At 69.9% G+C, this 14,702-nt stretch carries 17 protein-coding genes; 12 read left to right on the forward strand and 5 right to left on the reverse strand.

Annotation, left to right across the window (positions count from 1 at the left end):
* The first annotated feature begins 32 nt into the window (after positions 1-32).
* The 3 genes from IPI43_17575 (at position 33) to IPI43_17585 (ending at position 3,429) form a co-directional block, all read left to right on the forward strand.
* Positions 33-446: a hypothetical protein gene (locus IPI43_17575; GenBank protein ID MBK7775910.1), complete on the forward strand. Its 414-nt coding sequence runs from the start codon at positions 33-35 to the stop codon at positions 444-446.
* Positions 418-2,205 carry a hypothetical protein gene (locus tag IPI43_17580; GenBank protein MBK7775911.1) on the forward strand — a complete coding sequence of 596 codons (1,788 nt, stop codon included), beginning with the start codon at positions 418-420 and terminating at the stop codon, positions 2,203-2,205. The genes IPI43_17575 and IPI43_17580 overlap by 29 nt, the downstream gene beginning before the upstream one ends.
* Positions 2,206-2,289: 84 nt before the next feature.
* Positions 2,290-3,429, forward strand: coding sequence for a di-heme enzyme (locus tag IPI43_17585; protein MBK7775912.1), 1,140 nt, complete (start codon positions 2,290-2,292; stop codon positions 3,427-3,429).
* A 45-nt stretch (positions 3,430-3,474) separates the two neighbouring features.
* Here IPI43_17585 and IPI43_17590 read toward each other — a convergent pair whose 3' ends face one another.
* Positions 3,475-4,392 (reverse strand): aminotransferase class IV, encoded by a 918-nt coding sequence (locus tag IPI43_17590; protein MBK7775913.1) that lies wholly within the window; start codon positions 4,390-4,392, stop codon positions 3,475-3,477.
* Positions 4,385-5,161, reverse strand: a complete 777-nt coding sequence (locus IPI43_17595; GenBank protein MBK7775914.1) for an IclR family transcriptional regulator — start codon at positions 5,159-5,161, stop codon at positions 4,385-4,387. The genes IPI43_17590 and IPI43_17595 overlap by 8 nt, the downstream gene beginning before the upstream one ends.
* A gap of 273 nt (positions 5,162-5,434) precedes the next feature.
* On the opposite strand from IPI43_17595, the gene IPI43_17600 reads away from it, so the two are divergent.
* The 5 genes from IPI43_17600 to IPI43_17620 all read left to right on the forward strand — a co-directional run bounded on the left by IPI43_17600 (position 5,435) and on the right by IPI43_17620 (position 10,292).
* Positions 5,435-5,869 carry a hypothetical protein gene (locus IPI43_17600; GenBank protein ID MBK7775915.1) on the forward strand — a complete coding sequence of 145 codons (435 nt, stop codon included), beginning with the start codon at positions 5,435-5,437 and terminating at the stop codon, positions 5,867-5,869.
* A complete protein-coding gene (locus IPI43_17605) occupies positions 5,866-6,198 on the forward strand; it encodes a hypothetical protein (protein ID MBK7775916.1) in 333 nt (110 codons plus the stop codon). Before IPI43_17600 ends, IPI43_17605 begins: the two co-directional genes overlap by 4 nt.
* Positions 6,199-6,574: 376 nt before the next feature.
* The gene (locus IPI43_17610) at positions 6,575-7,954 is read left to right on the forward strand and encodes an ATP-grasp domain-containing protein (protein ID MBK7775917.1); all 1,380 of its coding nucleotides are present in this window, start codon (positions 6,575-6,577) and stop codon (positions 7,952-7,954) included.
* Positions 7,954-9,696: a propionyl-CoA carboxylase gene (locus IPI43_17615; GenBank protein MBK7775918.1), complete on the forward strand. Its 1,743-nt coding sequence runs from the start codon at positions 7,954-7,956 to the stop codon at positions 9,694-9,696. Before IPI43_17610 ends, IPI43_17615 begins: the two co-directional genes overlap by 1 nt.
* Complete coding sequence (locus IPI43_17620) at positions 9,693-10,292, forward strand: hypothetical protein (protein MBK7775919.1); 600 nt, start codon at positions 9,693-9,695, stop codon at positions 10,290-10,292. Before IPI43_17615 ends, IPI43_17620 begins: the two co-directional genes overlap by 4 nt.
* On the opposite strand, the gene IPI43_17625 is transcribed toward IPI43_17620, so the two are convergent.
* The 3 genes from IPI43_17625 to IPI43_17635 form a co-directional block, all read right to left on the reverse strand.
* Positions 10,252-10,713, reverse strand: coding sequence for a hypothetical protein (locus IPI43_17625; protein MBK7775920.1), 462 nt, complete (start codon positions 10,711-10,713; stop codon positions 10,252-10,254). The genes IPI43_17620 and IPI43_17625 overlap by 41 nt on opposite strands.
* 82 nt (positions 10,714-10,795) lie before the next feature.
* A complete protein-coding gene (locus tag IPI43_17630) occupies positions 10,796-11,662 on the reverse strand; it encodes a hypothetical protein (protein MBK7775921.1) in 867 nt (288 codons plus the stop codon).
* A gap of 46 nt (positions 11,663-11,708) precedes the next feature.
* Complete coding sequence (locus tag IPI43_17635) at positions 11,709-12,575, reverse strand: phosphodiester glycosidase family protein (protein ID MBK7775922.1); 867 nt, start codon at positions 12,573-12,575, stop codon at positions 11,709-11,711.
* 92 nt (positions 12,576-12,667) lie between these two features.
* Here IPI43_17635 and IPI43_17640 point away from each other — a divergent pair, with 92 nt between their 5' ends.
* From IPI43_17640 to IPI43_17655, 4 genes are all read left to right on the forward strand, one after another.
* Positions 12,668-12,994, forward strand: a complete 327-nt coding sequence (locus IPI43_17640) for a nuclear transport factor 2 family protein (GenBank protein ID MBK7775923.1) — start codon at positions 12,668-12,670, stop codon at positions 12,992-12,994.
* A gap of 448 nt (positions 12,995-13,442) precedes the next feature.
* The gene (locus IPI43_17645) at positions 13,443-13,652 is read left to right on the forward strand and encodes a hypothetical protein (GenBank protein MBK7775924.1); all 210 of its coding nucleotides are present in this window, start codon (positions 13,443-13,445) and stop codon (positions 13,650-13,652) included.
* 69 nt (positions 13,653-13,721) lie between these two features.
* Positions 13,722-14,363, forward strand: a complete 642-nt coding sequence (locus tag IPI43_17650; protein ID MBK7775925.1) for a DUF47 family protein — start codon at positions 13,722-13,724, stop codon at positions 14,361-14,363.
* On the forward strand, positions 14,356-14,702 hold a 347-nt coding region (locus tag IPI43_17655; GenBank protein MBK7775926.1), incomplete at its 3' end, for an inorganic phosphate transporter. The genes IPI43_17650 and IPI43_17655, both read left to right, overlap by 8 nt.

Below are 14,702 nucleotides of genomic sequence, written 5' to 3' on the forward strand. Positions count from 1 at the left end.
CGCGGTCGAGTGCGACGGCACTGGGTGCTGCGATGTGCAGCGTGAACCCGGGCGGCAGCATGTCGGCGGTCACCACCGAGACGTGCGACGGCGCGGACAACAACTGCAACGGCAGCAGCGACGAGGGCTTCAACGTGGGCACCTCGTGCATGGGCACCACCGGCGTGTGCGCTCAGGCGACGGGCGCGGTCGAGTGCAACGGCAGCGGCGGCGCGATGTGCAGCGTGAACCCGGGCGGCAGCATGTCGGCGGCCACGGCGGAGACGTGCGACGGCGCGGACAACAACTGCAACGGCAGCAGCGACGAAGGCTTCAACGTGGGCACCTCGTGCATGGGCACCACGGGCATCTGCGCGCTGGCGACGGGCGCGGTCGAGTGCGACGGAATGGGAGCTGCCATGTGCAGCGTGGACCCCGGTGGAAGCACCAGCCCCACGCTGCCCTGAAGACTGCGACGGCGCCGACAACAACTGCAACGGCTCCACCGACGAGGGCATTCTCTGTGAGTGCTTGGCGGATGCCGACTGCGCTGACGGCAACAGCTGCACGGTGAACACGTGCGAGTCCGACGCGTGCGTGGACACCTCCGTTCCGGCGGGTGACCTGGGCGAGTGCACCATGGGTGCGGTCTGCTCCGGCGACCCCACCAACGCGTGCGTGACGTGCGCGGACACCGATCCCACCAACACCGACTCGGGCTGCGCCATGGAGACGCCGCACTGCCGCGTGGTGGTGTCGGGCGCGACCTGCGAGATCTGCGCCGACCTGGGAGCCGGGACTGACGTGGGCTGCGTCACCGCAACGCCCAACTGCGTGGTGGGTGACACCGGCGCCAGCGAGTGCGTCAGCTGCATCAGCGACAGCGACTGCGACGACGGCAACGAGTGCACCACCGAGGTGTGCTCGGCGGGCGCTTGCACGAACCCGTCCCTAACGGAGTTCAGCCCCTGTTCGGGTGGCGTTTGCACGGCGGCCGCCATGTGCACCGCGGTGACGGTCGTCATCGAGGGCCCGCCCGACGGAGACGTGCTCGCCAACGCGACCCCGACCATCTCCGGTACGGGAACGCCCGGCGCGACGATCGACGTCATCATCGATGGCACGAGCGTGGGCACCACCATCGTGGACGCACTCGGTCAATGGACCCTGCCACTCACGACGCCGCTTGATGACGGCCCGCACGCCGTCATCGCCGAGACCACCGTGGGCGGCATGGACGCCATGGACAACAGCGGGTTCAGCGTCGACACCATGACCGTGGTAGCGATCGTTGACCCGGCGGACGGGAGCACCACCTTGGACTCCTCGCCGCTGCTGCGCGGCACGGGCGAGCCTGGCGCCGAAGTCGTAGTCTCCATCGACGGCGTCGAAGTGGGCCGCGTCACCGTGGCGGTCGATGGCACGTGGTTCATCGGGAACATCGACGCGCTCCTCAACGGGCCACACACCATGACGGCGGTCGCGACCGACCTGGTGGGCAACACCGCGACGGCGACCTCCACCTTCACGGTGGCCTCCGACACCGCCGTGGACATCAACGGACCGGCGAGCGGCGCCGTGCTCAACAACAACATGCCGACCATCACCGGGACGGCGGTTCCGGGCGCGCAGGTGGTCATCACCATCGACGTGGGCGGTACTCCGACCACGCTCGGCACGGTCACGGCGGACGCCTCGGGCAACTGGACGCTCCCGCTCACCAGCCCGCTGGCGGACGGTCCCTACGTGGTCACCGCGCTGGCGACCGACCCCACCGGCAACATGGCCTCGGATTCGTCCGTGTTCAGCATCGACACCATGACGTTCGTCACGGTCGAAGAGATCGACCCGGGCACCGGTGTCATCTCCGGAACCGGCGAGCCCGGCGCCGAGATCCGCATCACGGTGGACGGCAACGAGGTCGGGGTGGTCACCGTCGGCATCGACGGCACCTGGACCTTCGATGGTGGCTCGCTCGGCGTGGGCACTCACACGGTCGACGTCACGGGGACCGACCCCGCAGGCAACACGGCCACCGACACCTCCAGCATCACGGTCTCCATGATGGATGGCGGCGTGGGACCGGACAGCGGCACCAGCGGCACCTTCGGCGGCGTGTCGGGTGGAGCGCTCTGCTCCACCAGCGCGCCGGCAGGCGAAGGCTGGCCCGCCGCGCTGGGTCTCCTCCTGGTGGGCGCTGCGCTCGCGCATCGTCGCCGCCGCTGAAGATAGACCCCCTAGCGCCCCTGGCGCGCTAGATTGAGAGCAGAGCCGCCCCTCAACCGGGCGGCTCTTTGCTTGGTACCCGCTATGACCCGAACTCGGACTTCAGCTCGCACGATACTCTCGGCTCTGTTCCTGGTGACCGCCTGTTCGGGCGACGGCACTCCGGGCGAGTTTCGCTTCGACCTGCCGGCGGGCTTCCCCGAGCCGCGGGTCCCCGTGGACAACCCCATGTCGGACGCAAAGGTGGAGCTCGGTCGCCGCCTGTTCTACGACGCGCGGTTGAGTGAGAACGAGACCCAGCGCTGCGCCACCTGCCACCTCCAGGCGCTGGCCTTCACAGACCGTCGCGCCACATCCGTGGGTTCGACGGGGCAACGTACGGCGCGGGGCGCCATGTCGCTCGCGAACGTCGCGTACGGCAGCACCTTCAACTGGGCCAACTCCGAGCTGGTGAGGCTCGAGGAGCAGGCGCGCATCCCGTTGTTCGGCGAGTCACCCGTGGAGCTCGGGCTCGGTGGTCTCGAGAACCTGCTGCTCGCTCGGCTCGCCGCCGATGACGTCTACCCGGGCATGTTCACCGAGGCGTTCCCGGGCGAGGCTGACCCGGTCACGGTGGAGAACGTGCTGAGGGCGCTGAGCGCCTTCCAGCGCACCCTCATCTCGGGCAGCTCGCCGTATGATCAACACTCGGCCGGTGACACGGGCGCGATGTCCCCCGCCGCGCTGCGCGGACGCGACTTGTTCTTCGGCGAGCGTCTCGAGTGCTTCCACTGCCATGGCGGGTTCAACTTCTCGAACTCCGTCGACCACGCTGGGAACCAGTTCGACCAGGCGCTGTTCGCCAACAACGGCCTCTACAACGTGGATGGCGCGGGCGGTTACCCCGCCGGCAACACCGGCCTGTTCGCCATGACCAACGACCGCCTCGACATGGGCCGCTTCAAGCCGCCCTCGCTGCGCAACATCGCGCTCACCGCGCCATACATGCACGACGGGTCGCTCGAGACCCTAGACGACGTGCTGGACCACTACGCTCGTGGGGGGACCTTGACCACGGAGGGCCCGAACGTGGGCGACGGCAGCACGAGCCCACTCAAGAGCGGGTTCGTGGCTGGCTTCACGCTGACTCTCGCCGAGCGCGCGGATGTCATCGCGTTCCTCGAGGCCCTCACGGACCAAGAATTCGTCACGGATCCCCGCTTCTCCGACCCCTTCCTCGAGTGAGACGGACCGGCATGTGCCGGCATGGGACGGCGTCGACGTCGCGTGTCAGGCCAGGTCGCGGAAGGGTGTGCTCGCGGTCTTTGCAAGCTCCACTAGCGCGTCGAACAGACGCTCACTCATGCGCGGCGCCGTTTGGTCGAGCGGGTTGCGGCCATCGCGCAGGGCCACGCCGTCTAGTGACGCCACGCGCGCCACGCCCGCGCCAGAGCCGGTCAGGAACACCTCGTCGGCGTCCAGCAGGTCGGCGCGCGCCAGCGGCACCTCTTCCACGCGCAGTCGGAGCGTGGCCTCTTGCGCACGGGCCAGCTCGAGGATGCTGCGCCGTGTGACGCCTTCGAGCGCGCCCTCGCTCGGGGGTGGTGTCTGCAGTGCACCGCGCCGCACGATGAAGACGTTCGCGCCGGCGCTCTCGGCCACGCGCCCCTGCGTGTTGAGCAGCAGCGCGTCGTCGGCGTGTCGCAGCTTGGCCTCGCGCTTCGCAAGCACGTTGTTCAGGTAGTTCAGCGACTTCACGCGCGGGTCCAGCACGTCGGACGGTGGCCGCCGCCAGAACGAGGTCACGAGGTCCAGCCCCTTTTCGCGCTTCTTCGCATCGAACAGCACGATCTGCCCCGCCACGCAGATGAGTGAGGGGTGCTCGCAGCTGGTCGGGTCGATGCCCAGCGGGCCAACGCCGCGTGTCACCACGAGCCGCAGGTAGGCCTCGTCGGCGTCGAGCGCGCGGGCCGCGGCGAGACAGGCCTCTCTCGCACGCGCCTTGCCGCCAGGCAGCGTGAGCCCGATGGCGTCGCAGCTGGCGCTCAGGCGGTGCAGGTGATCCTCCAGCCGGAAGATGCGCGCGTGGCGAATGCGGATGCCCTCGAACACGCCGTCGCCGTAGAGCAGCCCGTGATCCAGCACCGAGACCTTCGCGTTGGCCACGTCCACCAACGCACCGTCCATCCACACCTTCATCTCACTCATGTCGCGTTCTCCGTTCAGGCAGCGCCAGCGTGAGCTGGTCGCGGATCTCTGCTGCGGCGCGCTGCACCGCGCGCACCAAGCTGGCCTCGCCCTCGCGCTCGAAGTGACCCTGGCTGGTCGCCAGCGCCACGGTCGCCGCCAGGCCCTGGCCCAGCTGCACCGGCGCCGCCACGACGGCCACGTCGGGCATCCACTCGGCCACGTTCGTGTCGTATCCACGTGCCTTCGCCGCGGCGACCCGCGCCGTCAGCGCGCGCTTCGAGCCGGGCGTGGCCTTGGTGAAGCGCTCCCACTCGGACGCCGCGCCCACCTCCACCTGAGCCGGATCTAAAGCCAGGTACAAGCGCCCCGACGCGCTGGCGTGCACCGGCACTCGCCCCCCCACCGTGGGCATGGCCCGCAAGAATCCCGAGCCCTCGGCCACCAGCGCCACCTCCAACTTACCGCCCCGCGCCAGCACCAAGAAGCAGCTCTGCCCCGACACCCGAGCCGCCTCGCGCAACGCCGGTTCACTCGCCGCCAACAGCGCATCCCCGCGCCGCGCCAGCTCTCCCAGCACCACGAGCGCGCTGCCCAGCTGATAGTCGCCGTCACTCGTTCGCGACACCAACCCGCGCGACGACAGGCTCTGCAGCAACCGATGCGCGGACGACTTGGGCACACCGGCCTGCTCCGCCAACGCCAACAGCCCTGCGCTGCCGCCCAGCTCGCCGAGGGTGATCAGCAGGTCGAGGGCCTTCTCGATGGAGGTGGACGGCGACTTGGGCATCTTCGGGCGGGTTCCGATATACGGAATCAAGGTCTGCTATTCGGAACATCGTGCCGCGCGCAGAGCCCGGATGCAAGTCCACCCGATGACGTGCGTGCAGCTCGGCGCGGTGGTGGCCGATCTTGGTTGCCCGTGGGCTTGCGCCCGGCGGTGCGCGCGCCTAGGTACCGCTCCGGCTGGAACCGCGAGAACGACAGGGTGTCGGAACGCGACAAGAAGAGGCGCGAAGAACTGCCGCGCCAGGGTTCTCCGAACCCGGAGGGAATGATCCGCATGCTCACGAGCTCGCAACGCATCTCGGGCCGCAGCGCCCGCCACTACCTGATGGCGGCAGCGCTCCTCCTCTTGCCCCTCGTAGGCAGTGGGTGCGGCGACGACGTCGACAGCGACGCCGTGAGCGCGGACTACTCGCCCGACAGCGCGTTCACGCTGACGCACCCCTCGGGTGCCGAGATCGCCATCCCGGCTGGGGCCAGGACCACGGGCCTCAAGATCATTGCCTCCGTGCCGCCCCCCTCGCGCCGTCCGGGTGCCGCCGCCAGTGTGGGGATCACCATCACGCCGCTCAATCCGGGGCTCACGATGCCGGCGACGCTCACGTTGCCGATCACTCCCTCGAGCGTTCCCTCGGGCGCCATGGTGACCATCGTGCAGGGCACGGGCGGCGTGTTCGTGCCAGTGCCGTCACGGCGCTGGGCCTGGCCTTGATCGCGGAGACGTTCACCTTCGGGGACTTCTTCGCCGTGGCCACGGCCCCCATGGATGGCGGCGTGCCAAGCGATCTCGGCGTCAGCGACCTCGGCGTCACGGACCTCGGCGTCACGGATGCCGGCGTTGCCGACGCCGCCATGGACGACGCCGGCGGAGATGACACCGGCGTGGCCGACTCCGGTGCCGAGGTGGACGCCGGCCCCTTCTGCGGCGACGGGATTTGGCAGATGGCTACCGAGCAGTGCGACAACGGCGACGGCAATGTTCCGACGTGCTTCGGAAACGGCGACTGCCTCATCGGCTCGTGCCTCTTCTGCCTCGAGTGACGCTCAAGAGCTCGACTTTCGTGGACTCGCCCACTTCGGCGAGCCCAGTCGAGCCCACGTGAACCGCGAAATGCCGCGCGGAGCCGAGCCTCCCGCCCAGTCGCGCTCCCCCGACGGGCACCCCGCGTGCATGCCCGAGGCGTGGCCACCGCCGGGGCGGGGCAGGGGTCAGCAAGGGCGTGGGGGGACCCGGAAATCAAACGGAGCGCGCAGCGCGAAGTGCCGATTTCCAGGGAGTCCCGACAGGACGCGCCAGCGCGTCCGTGCCCGCCGCGACCCCTGCCCCGCCCCGGCGGATCGATCCCGCCACCGTTCGATCCACAGCTGACGACCATCCGGGTGAATGGCGATTCAGTCGTGTTACACTCCGCGCGCCATGAGCCCAGACCCCGTACTAGTCGGCGTCCGCCGCCTCTTCATCGCCAACCGCGGTGAGGTGGCCGCGCGAGTTGCCCGCACCTGCGATGCACTCGGCATCACGCCCGTCTTCGGCGTGTCCGAGGCGGACCGCGACGCCCCCTACACACGGGGCCGCGAGGTGGTGGTGCTGGGCAAGGGGCGCGCGAGCGAGAGCTACCTGGACGCGCCGCGCGTGGTGCAGGCCGCCGTTCAGGCGCGCTGCTCGCTGCTGCACCCCGGCTGGGGCTTCCTCTCCGAGAACCCGGTCTTCGCAGGTCTGTGTGCCGCGCACGGGGTGACCTTCATCGGGCCGCCGCCGGCCGTGATGCAGCTCATGGGCAAGAAGACGCCGGCCAAGCGCGCCATGGGCAAGGCGGGCCTCAGCTTGATCCCCGGCAGCGAGGGCATCCTCACCAGCGCCGATGATGCCGAGCGCGTGGCCGCCAAGGTGGGCTATCCGGTGCTGCTCAAGGCCGAGAGCGGCGGGGGTGGGCGCGGCATGCGCATCGCGCGCTCCGCGAGCGAGATCCGCGCGGCCTTCGAGGACGCCTCCGCCGAGGCGCTGGCCTGCTTCGCCGACGACCGCGTGTACCTCGAGAAGCTCATCGAGCGCGGCCGCCACGTGGAGGTGCAGCTCATGGCCGACAAGTACGGCAACGTGGTGCATCTGGGCGAGCGCGACTGCTCGGTGCAGCGCAACCACCAGAAGCTGATCGAAGAGTCGCCCGCGCCGGGCCTCGACCCCGCCGAGCTCGCGCGCACCCTCGCCGCCGCGGTGCGTGCTTGCCAGCAGATTGGCTACGTGGGCGCCGGCACCATGGAGTTCCTGCTGGACGAGGGCGGCACGCTGCGCTTCATGGAGATGAACACGCGCCTCCAGGTGGAGCACTCGGTCTCCGAGATGCGCAGCGGGGTGGACCTGGTGGCCGAACAGATCCGCGTCGCCGCCGGGCACCGCCTGTCGTTCACGCAGGCGGACATCACGCTCACCGGCCACGCCATCGAGTGCCGCATCAACGCCGAGGACCCGGCCGACGGCTTCAAGCCCGCGCCCGGCGTGCTCACCCGCTTCGACCTGCCCGCGCAGGTGCCCGGTGAGGTGCGCGTGGACACGCACGTGGAGGCTGGCTACGAGGTGCCACCCTTCTACGACAGCCTGCTCTGCAAGGTCATCACGCGCGGCGCCACGCGCGACGAGGCCGCCGACCGTATGCTCACGGCGCTCTCCCAGCTGATCTGCGAGGGGGTCCCCACCACCACCGCGATGCACCGCGCCATCTTGGGCTCGGCCGACTTTCGCGCGAACCGATACGACACCTCGGGCATCCCTGGATGGCCCGCGAGCGAGGCACGCTGATGGCGTTCGTGAAGCTGACACCCGTGGGCCACTCGCGCGAGAGCGTGGTGGACGACCTGACCTTCCGTGAGCTGCGCGCGGGCTACGCCGAGCTCGAGGCCAAGCTCGAGGCGCGCCGCGCCGAGGTGCGCGAGGGCTGGGGCGAGAAGTACGCCGCCCGCGTTCACGAGAAGCAGAAGATGACCACGCGCGAGCGCCTGGTCGCGCTGTGCGACGAGGGCAGCCAGCTCTTCGAGGTGGGCACGTTCGTGAACTACGGCGAGCAGTTCGGAAAGCTCACCAGCCCCGCCGCCGGCGTCATCACCGTGTTCGGGCGCGTGCACGGTCGCCTCTGCGTGATCATCGCCAACGACAACACCGTCGCGTCGGGGGCGTGGTGGCCGCGCACGCCGGAGAAGATCCAGCGCGCGCAGGGCATCGCGCTCAAGCTGCGGCTGCCCACGCTCTACCTCGTGGACTGCAGCGGGCTCTACCTGCCCGAGCAGCGTCGCAGCTTCTCGGGGCAGCGCGGGGCAGGGCACATCTTCAAGATGAACAGCCTGCTGAGCGACGCCGGCGTGCCCCAGGTGGCCGGCGTGTTCGGCGACTGCATCGCGGGCGGCGGCTACATGCCGCTCATCAGCGACCGCGTCTACATGACCGAGCAGGCCTACATGGTCATCGCGGGCGCGGCGCTCATCAAGGGCGCGAAGAGCACCAAGATCACCTCGCTCGACATCGGCGGGCCCGAGGTGCACGTGCACCAGTCGGGCTGCGCGGACGTGCGTGTGCCGGACGACGAGACGCTGCTGGCCTGCATGCGGCGAGACGTCGCGCGCCTGCCCAGCTCGGCGGCCGACTTCTACCGCGGCGACGCGCAGCCCATCGAGCCGCTGTACAGCCCGCGCGAGCTCACGGGCATCGTGCCCGCCGACCACCGCCAGGCCTACGACGCGCTCGAGCTGGTGGCGCGCCTCACGGACCAGAGCCTCTTTTGGGAGGTGCTGCCCGACGTGGGCACCGAGATGATCTGCGGCGTGGGGCGCGTGGGCGGTCTCTACGCCGGCTTCATCCTCAACCGGCAGGGCCTCGTGGACGACCCCGACCACCCGGGCGAGGTGCGCGCCGGCGGGGCGCTCTACCGCGACGGCATCGCCAAGATCAGCGCCTTCTCGCGCGCCTGCAACAGCGACGGCCTGCCCATCTTGTGGTTGCAGGACATCAGCGGCTTCGACATCGGCGCGGAGGCCGAGCGTCACGGCCTCTTGGGCTACGGCAGCAACCTCATCTACACCAACAGCACCAACACGACGCCCATGTTCACGGTGCTCCTGCGCAAAGCGTCGGGCGCGGGCTACTACGCCATGGCGGGCCTGCCCTATGACCCGGTGCTGCAGCTCTCCACACCGGCTTCGCGGTTGAGCGTGATGGAGGGGCGCACGCTCGCGATCGCGACCTACAACACCAAGCTCGACGACGACTTCGAGATCCTGACGCAGGACCCCGTGGAGCGCGCCGCCATCGAGAAGGGCATGCGCGACACGCAGACGCGCATCGAGGCGGACATGGACCCGTACGTGGCGGCCGCGCAGATGGACACGGACGAGATCATCCCGCTCGGCGAGCTGCGCGCGTGGCTCGAGCTGTTGGTGGAGGCCAGCTACCAGGGCTACGGCTACCGGCGCGTGAAGAACAGCCGCATCTGGAGCCTGCACGACCTGGACGCGCTCTCGCGCGCCGTGGCGAGGGGAGCCGCACGATGAGCGACACCGAGAAGAAGCTGCGCGTGGGTGTGCTGCGCGGAGACGACGGCAGCCTGGCGCTCACGTCGCCCGGCGTGGGGGTCTGGCGCCTGGGCCCCAGCGTGGGCGCGGCGCTGCTGTCCACCGCTGGCGACGAAGTCAGCTGCGGCGTGCTGAGCGTGCTGGGCGTGGACCACCGCCTGGTGCTGCCCGCGGGCGTGGCCGGCCGCGTGCGCGCGCGCTTCGCCGCCCACGAGCGCGAGCCCAACGTGGACTACGGCGCGCGCCTGCTGGAGCTGCTGCCGCTCGAGGGCGCCGCAGCCGGTGCGAGCGAGAGTCAGGCGGGCACAAGCGCGGCCACCGGCCTGGTCTTCCGCGCGCCGATGAGCGGCCGCTTCTACCTGCGGCCCGGCCCCGACAAGCCGGCCTTCGCCGAGCTGGGCGCCACGCTCACGCGCGGCCAGACCGTGTGCCTGCTGGAGGTCATGAAGACCTTCAATCGCCTGGCGCTGAGCGGCGACGACCTTCCCGAGCGCGTGCGCGTGGTGCAGGTGGTGCCCGCCGATGGCGAGGACGTCACTCGGGGGGACGTGCTGCTTCGCCTCTCGCCTGCGTAGCTGCTTCGCTGGTGGCCACCTCCACGGTCACCAGCACCACGTCTTCCACGACCACGATCTCGGCGCCCGGGAAGGCCTCGGCCGCCTGGTGGGCGTCGGCGTGCTCCGCGTGTCCGCGGATGCGCATCAGGTTCCCGGCGGGGCCGTCGAGGCGCATCTCGAAGCGCTGGAACGTGACGCCTTCCACATCGACCGTGACCTCGCAGCCACGCGTGAAGGCGTGACGGTTGGGCAGCCAGTCTCGCCCCTCGCTCTCGGCGCACGCGAGGCGCAGCTCCACCGCTGACATGCCGAGCTGAAACGGGCCGAGATGGGTGACGCGCTCGGGCAGGGGCGCTGTGCCCAAGGGGGCTGCGGCCGTCGACCCGCCGCAGGCCGTCAGCAAGAGCACGATGAGCAGGGAGGGGCGACCTGAGTGCATCTCGGCGAAGCCTGACACGGGCTCGCCCGCAGGGCTCGCGCCATGATCCCGTCATCGCGCGCGCATTCGTCCTGACACGAGGTCAGTTGCACATGACGCGGCTGCCCTGCACCACGCAGCTCGCGCACTCGCGCGTCTGGGCAAACGTTCCTCCGCTGCACTCGAGCAGCGCGAGCCCATCCACGCGACACGCGGCGTTGCTGCCCTCGCACGCGTCGCCCACGGCGGCCAGGCTCTCGTCGCAGCGCACCATGCGCCCGTTGACCTTGCAGCCGTCAGGGCCACGGCACGGGTTCATGACGGCCACGGCACCGTCCACGCAGTGCATGATGCTCAGCCCGTCCTCGCTGCATGCCGCGCCGTAGTCGGAGGTGCACGTGTCACCTACGGCGCCCACGGACGTGTCGCAGTTGATGCGGGTGCCCTGCACCTGACAGTGGTTCGCTCCGCGGCACACACTGGCCTGCACCATGCGCCCGTTCTGGCAGCTGAGCATGGCCTGGCCGTCGGCCGAGCAAGCGGCCTCTTCGCCCTCGCACTCGTCGCCGGGGACCGCCACGGAGACATCACACATCGCGTTCTGTGGACCGCGCTGCTGACAGTGCGTGGCGCCACGACAGGGCATGATCTTGTAGGCCCCGTTTCGACACACCACCATGGACTGCCGGTCCTGGGTGCAAGCGCCGACGTCTCCATCATCCGTGGAGCAGGCGTCGCCGTTCTGGTTGGCGGAGATGTCGCAGGTCACGAGCGTGCCCTGTTGCGCGCAGCCGCCAGGGCCACGGCACGGTGAGGCGATGAACACCCCGCCCTGGCAGACCAGCTCCGTGGTGCCGTCTTGACACGCGCCTTGGTTGGGCTGGCATTCGTCGCCCACGGCGGGCCCGCAACCGACGGCCGCGAGGGCCAACAGCACAAGGCCCAACACATGATGGTTCTTCGTTCCCACGGGTACCTCCTTCTACAAGTCGGGGGGACCCTGACCCCAGTGGAGATCAACTCATCGTGGGATCAACCCTCGTGCGCGAGAGCGGTTCGGTCACGACCAGGATGCCGCCGAACGTGCCCTCGGCGTGCGCGTCCGCGCGCCGGCCCGGAGCGTTCAGCACCGACACGGTCCCATCCAGGTAGAGCGCGTCCGTGCACCCAAGCTCGTCACGGAAGAGCGTGGCGAAGTCGCGGAAGCGCACGAGGTCCTCCGAGATGGCCACGTGCACCACGCTCGGCGCGCTCACCGCCACGCCCACGCCGCTGCGCAGCTTGAGGCTGTCCGAGTCGGGCAAGAAGCGCGGGTGCAGCTCGCCCTGCAGCAGCAGCGCCGGTCCCGACTGCGTGGCCAAGCGCACGTGGGTCACGTCGGCATCGAAGAGCGTGGTGTCCACCACGTGTGCGGCCTCGGCGCCCGGCTCGCCGTCCACGTAGAACACGCCGCTCGGCAGCAGGTAGAAGTTGCCCGCGCCGGTTCCGAGGTTGCGCGCGATGAGCTCTCGTCCGCGCTCTACGTGCAGCCCGAGTGGGCGTCCGTCGGTCTCGTAGATGCCGCTGTTGGTCGCCAGTACCAGGCGCTTCCCCTGGGCGCGCAGCCACGTGCGCAGACCGGGGATGGTCTGCACGGCGCCATGCTCCGGGTCCTGACCGTAGAGGTCGAGGTCCACGCGACGCAGGTCCAGCGAGGCCACCGTGTAGCGTGCGCCCAGGTGCACCAGCTCGCGCAGCATCACGCCTTCGGGCAGCTCGTCGGGCTCCACGGGTTCGGCCCGCGTGGGCGGCCGCGGCGCTGGGTCGGCGTTGCCCGCGCTGCAGCTCGAGGCGACGCTCGCGAGGTCACGGCATGCCGGGTAGTGAGTGCAGCCCAGGCGCATCGGTGCAGAACTCTGACAGAAACCCCGGAGGGCGTCATGTCCCTGCGCCAACAGCTCACCCAGTTCATCCCAGCTCGTCGAGCGGCCAGTCGGTGGCGGCCATCGAGCGCTTCTACGCCGACGACGCGGTGGTCTTCGAGAACCACGAGCTCGCGCGTGCAGGCCGTGAGAAGTGCGCCGCCTACGAGCAGGAGGCCGTGGCAAAGCAAGCGGAGCCGCCGCGCACCCGAGCCATCTCGCTGGCGTGCGACGACACCACCGGGCGTGCGTTCGTGGAGTGGCTGATCCGCTGGAAGACGGCCGAGGGCACGTGGATGCGCCTCGAAGAGGTGGCCGCGCAGCGTTGGTCGGGCGACCGCATCGTGGAGGAGCGCTTCTACTACGAAGGCGTCATCGACGAGGGCCGGGACGACGATTGAGGAAGCGCTCCGAGATCGGGCTTGCTCTGGGACGGACGCTGGTGTACTGAACGGGTGTACAGCTGCCGCGCGCAGCCCCAGCCCTGAGGTCGTGACATGAGCAAGCCCAGCCAAGAGAGCCCCGCCACCCCCGCTGTCGCCGCACACGCACCCGTCCAGGTGCAGTTCGACCCCACGCCGCCGCTCGGCCACGACGTGCTGGCGCTCTTCCGCGGTCCCTTCGCCGACGTGCGCTTCCCGGATGTGGACCGCACCAGCCTGGAGGCAGACGCGCGGGCGCTGCTGCTACGTCAGGCAGAGGCCGAGTCCCTCGAGCGGGAGCTCGAGCGCGCCCGGCACGACACGCGCGAGGCGGCCGCGGTGCTCAACGCCAGCGCGGCCAGGGCGCTGGCCTACGCCAAGGTCTTCGCCATGGGCCAGCCCCCACCTGGAAGAGGCGCTGCGCAGCGTGCGGGCGGGGCAGGGCGAGGCCACCACCGAGCGCGGGCTCAAGAAGCGCCGTGGTCGCCCCGCCACTCACGCGGGCGAGCAGCTGCCCATGGTCACGTCCGCCGCCGAAGCGGCGCCCCTGCGCGGGTCGGAGGACTCAGAGGACTCGGAGGACTCGGAGGACCACGACCAAGGCCACCACGAGCCGCACGAGCAAGCCGCCGAGTAGGCGCATCGGCGCGGCGTTCTTCTCGGGGAGGCTTGACCAAATGGCGCACAACCTCTAACCACGCGGCTCATGAGCCTCCAAGCGGTCATCGACTGGTTCCTGCCCAAAGAAGACCACTTCTTCACGTTCCTCGAGCGGCAGGCCAACCTGGCGCACGAGTGCGCCACCGCCCTCCTCCGCTTCCGTGAGGCTCACGTCACGGCCGCGGAGGTGCGCGAGGCCGTGCAGGTCATCGAGCACACCGCCGACGGAGTCCTGTTCGAGATGGAAGACGCTCTCGCGCGCACCTTCGTGACGCCGCTGGACCGCGAGGACCTGCACCTCCTGGCCACCGAGCTGGACGACATCATCGACATGATGAACCACGCCGCGCGCGTCTGCGTGCTCTACGGCGTGGAGCGCCCCACCGAGCCCATGGTCAACCTCATCGAGACGCTGGAGAAGTGCGCGGGCGTCCTGGCGCGCACCATGCCCGCGCTGCGCAAGCGCCAGTACGGGAAGCTCATCGAAGAGTCCCGCAACCTGCGCGCGCTCGAGAAGGAGGGCGACACCATCTTCCGCGCTGCGGTCAGCAAGCTCTTCCACGACCCCAGCGTCGAGGCCAAGGTGCTGCTCCGCGAGAAGGAGGTGCTCGACGGGCTCGAGAACGCCGTGGACCGCTTCGACCGCGTCGCCCACACGCTACGCAACCTTGCAGTCAAGCATGGTTAGCCTGCTCATCGCGGTCATCGTGGCCGCCATCATCTTCGACTACATCAACGGCTTCCACGACGCCGCGAACGCCATCGCCACGGTGGTGTCCACCGGCGTCTTGCCCATGCGCACCGCCGTCATGCTGGCGGCCGTCCTCAACTTCGCTGGTGCCATCTCCGGCACGGCCGTCGCGCGCACCATCGCCAGCGGCTTCACGGACCCGGCCATCGTCACGCAGCTGGTGGTGCTGGCCGCTCTCATCGGCGCGTGCATCTGGAACATCATCACGTGGTGGTACGGCATCCCGTCCAGCTCCAGCCACGCCCTCGTCGGGGGCCTGGCCGGCGCGGTGGTGGC

It is taken from the genome of Sandaracinaceae bacterium (genome assembly GCA_016706685.1).
Lineage (GTDB): Bacteria > Myxococcota_A > Polyangia > Polyangiales > Houyiibacteriaceae > JADJJE01.

What these genes read in the sequence shown, in the direction of transcription:
- IPI43_17610 (MBK7775917.1), top strand. Translation starts at nt 6,575, where the DNA reads ATGAGCCCAGACCCCGTACTAGTCGGCGTCCGCCGCCTCTTCATCGCC.
- IPI43_17595 (MBK7775914.1), bottom strand. Translation starts at nt 5,161, where the DNA reads ATGCCCAAGTCGCCGTCCACCTCCATCGAGAAGGCCCTCGACCTGCTG.
- IPI43_17635 (MBK7775922.1), bottom strand. Translation starts at nt 12,575, where the DNA reads ATGCGCCTGGGCTGCACTCACTACCCGGCATGCCGTGACCTCGCGAGC.
- IPI43_17625 (MBK7775920.1), bottom strand. Translation starts at nt 10,713, where the DNA reads ATGCACTCAGGTCGCCCCTCCCTGCTCATCGTGCTCTTGCTGACGGCC.
- IPI43_17585 (MBK7775912.1), top strand. Translation starts at nt 2,290, where the DNA reads ATGACCCGAACTCGGACTTCAGCTCGCACGATACTCTCGGCTCTGTTC.
- IPI43_17575 (MBK7775910.1), top strand. Translation starts at nt 33, where the DNA reads ATGTGCAGCGTGAACCCGGGCGGCAGCATGTCGGCGGTCACCACCGAG.
- IPI43_17600 (MBK7775915.1), top strand. Translation starts at nt 5,435, where the DNA reads ATGCTCACGAGCTCGCAACGCATCTCGGGCCGCAGCGCCCGCCACTAC.
- IPI43_17590 (MBK7775913.1), bottom strand. Translation starts at nt 4,392, where the DNA reads ATGAGTGAGATGAAGGTGTGGATGGACGGTGCGTTGGTGGACGTGGCC.
- IPI43_17615 (MBK7775918.1), top strand. Translation starts at nt 7,954, where the DNA reads ATGGCGTTCGTGAAGCTGACACCCGTGGGCCACTCGCGCGAGAGCGTG.
- IPI43_17650 (MBK7775925.1), top strand. Translation starts at nt 13,722, where the DNA reads ATGAGCCTCCAAGCGGTCATCGACTGGTTCCTGCCCAAAGAAGACCAC.
- IPI43_17620 (MBK7775919.1), top strand. Translation starts at nt 9,693, where the DNA reads ATGAGCGACACCGAGAAGAAGCTGCGCGTGGGTGTGCTGCGCGGAGAC.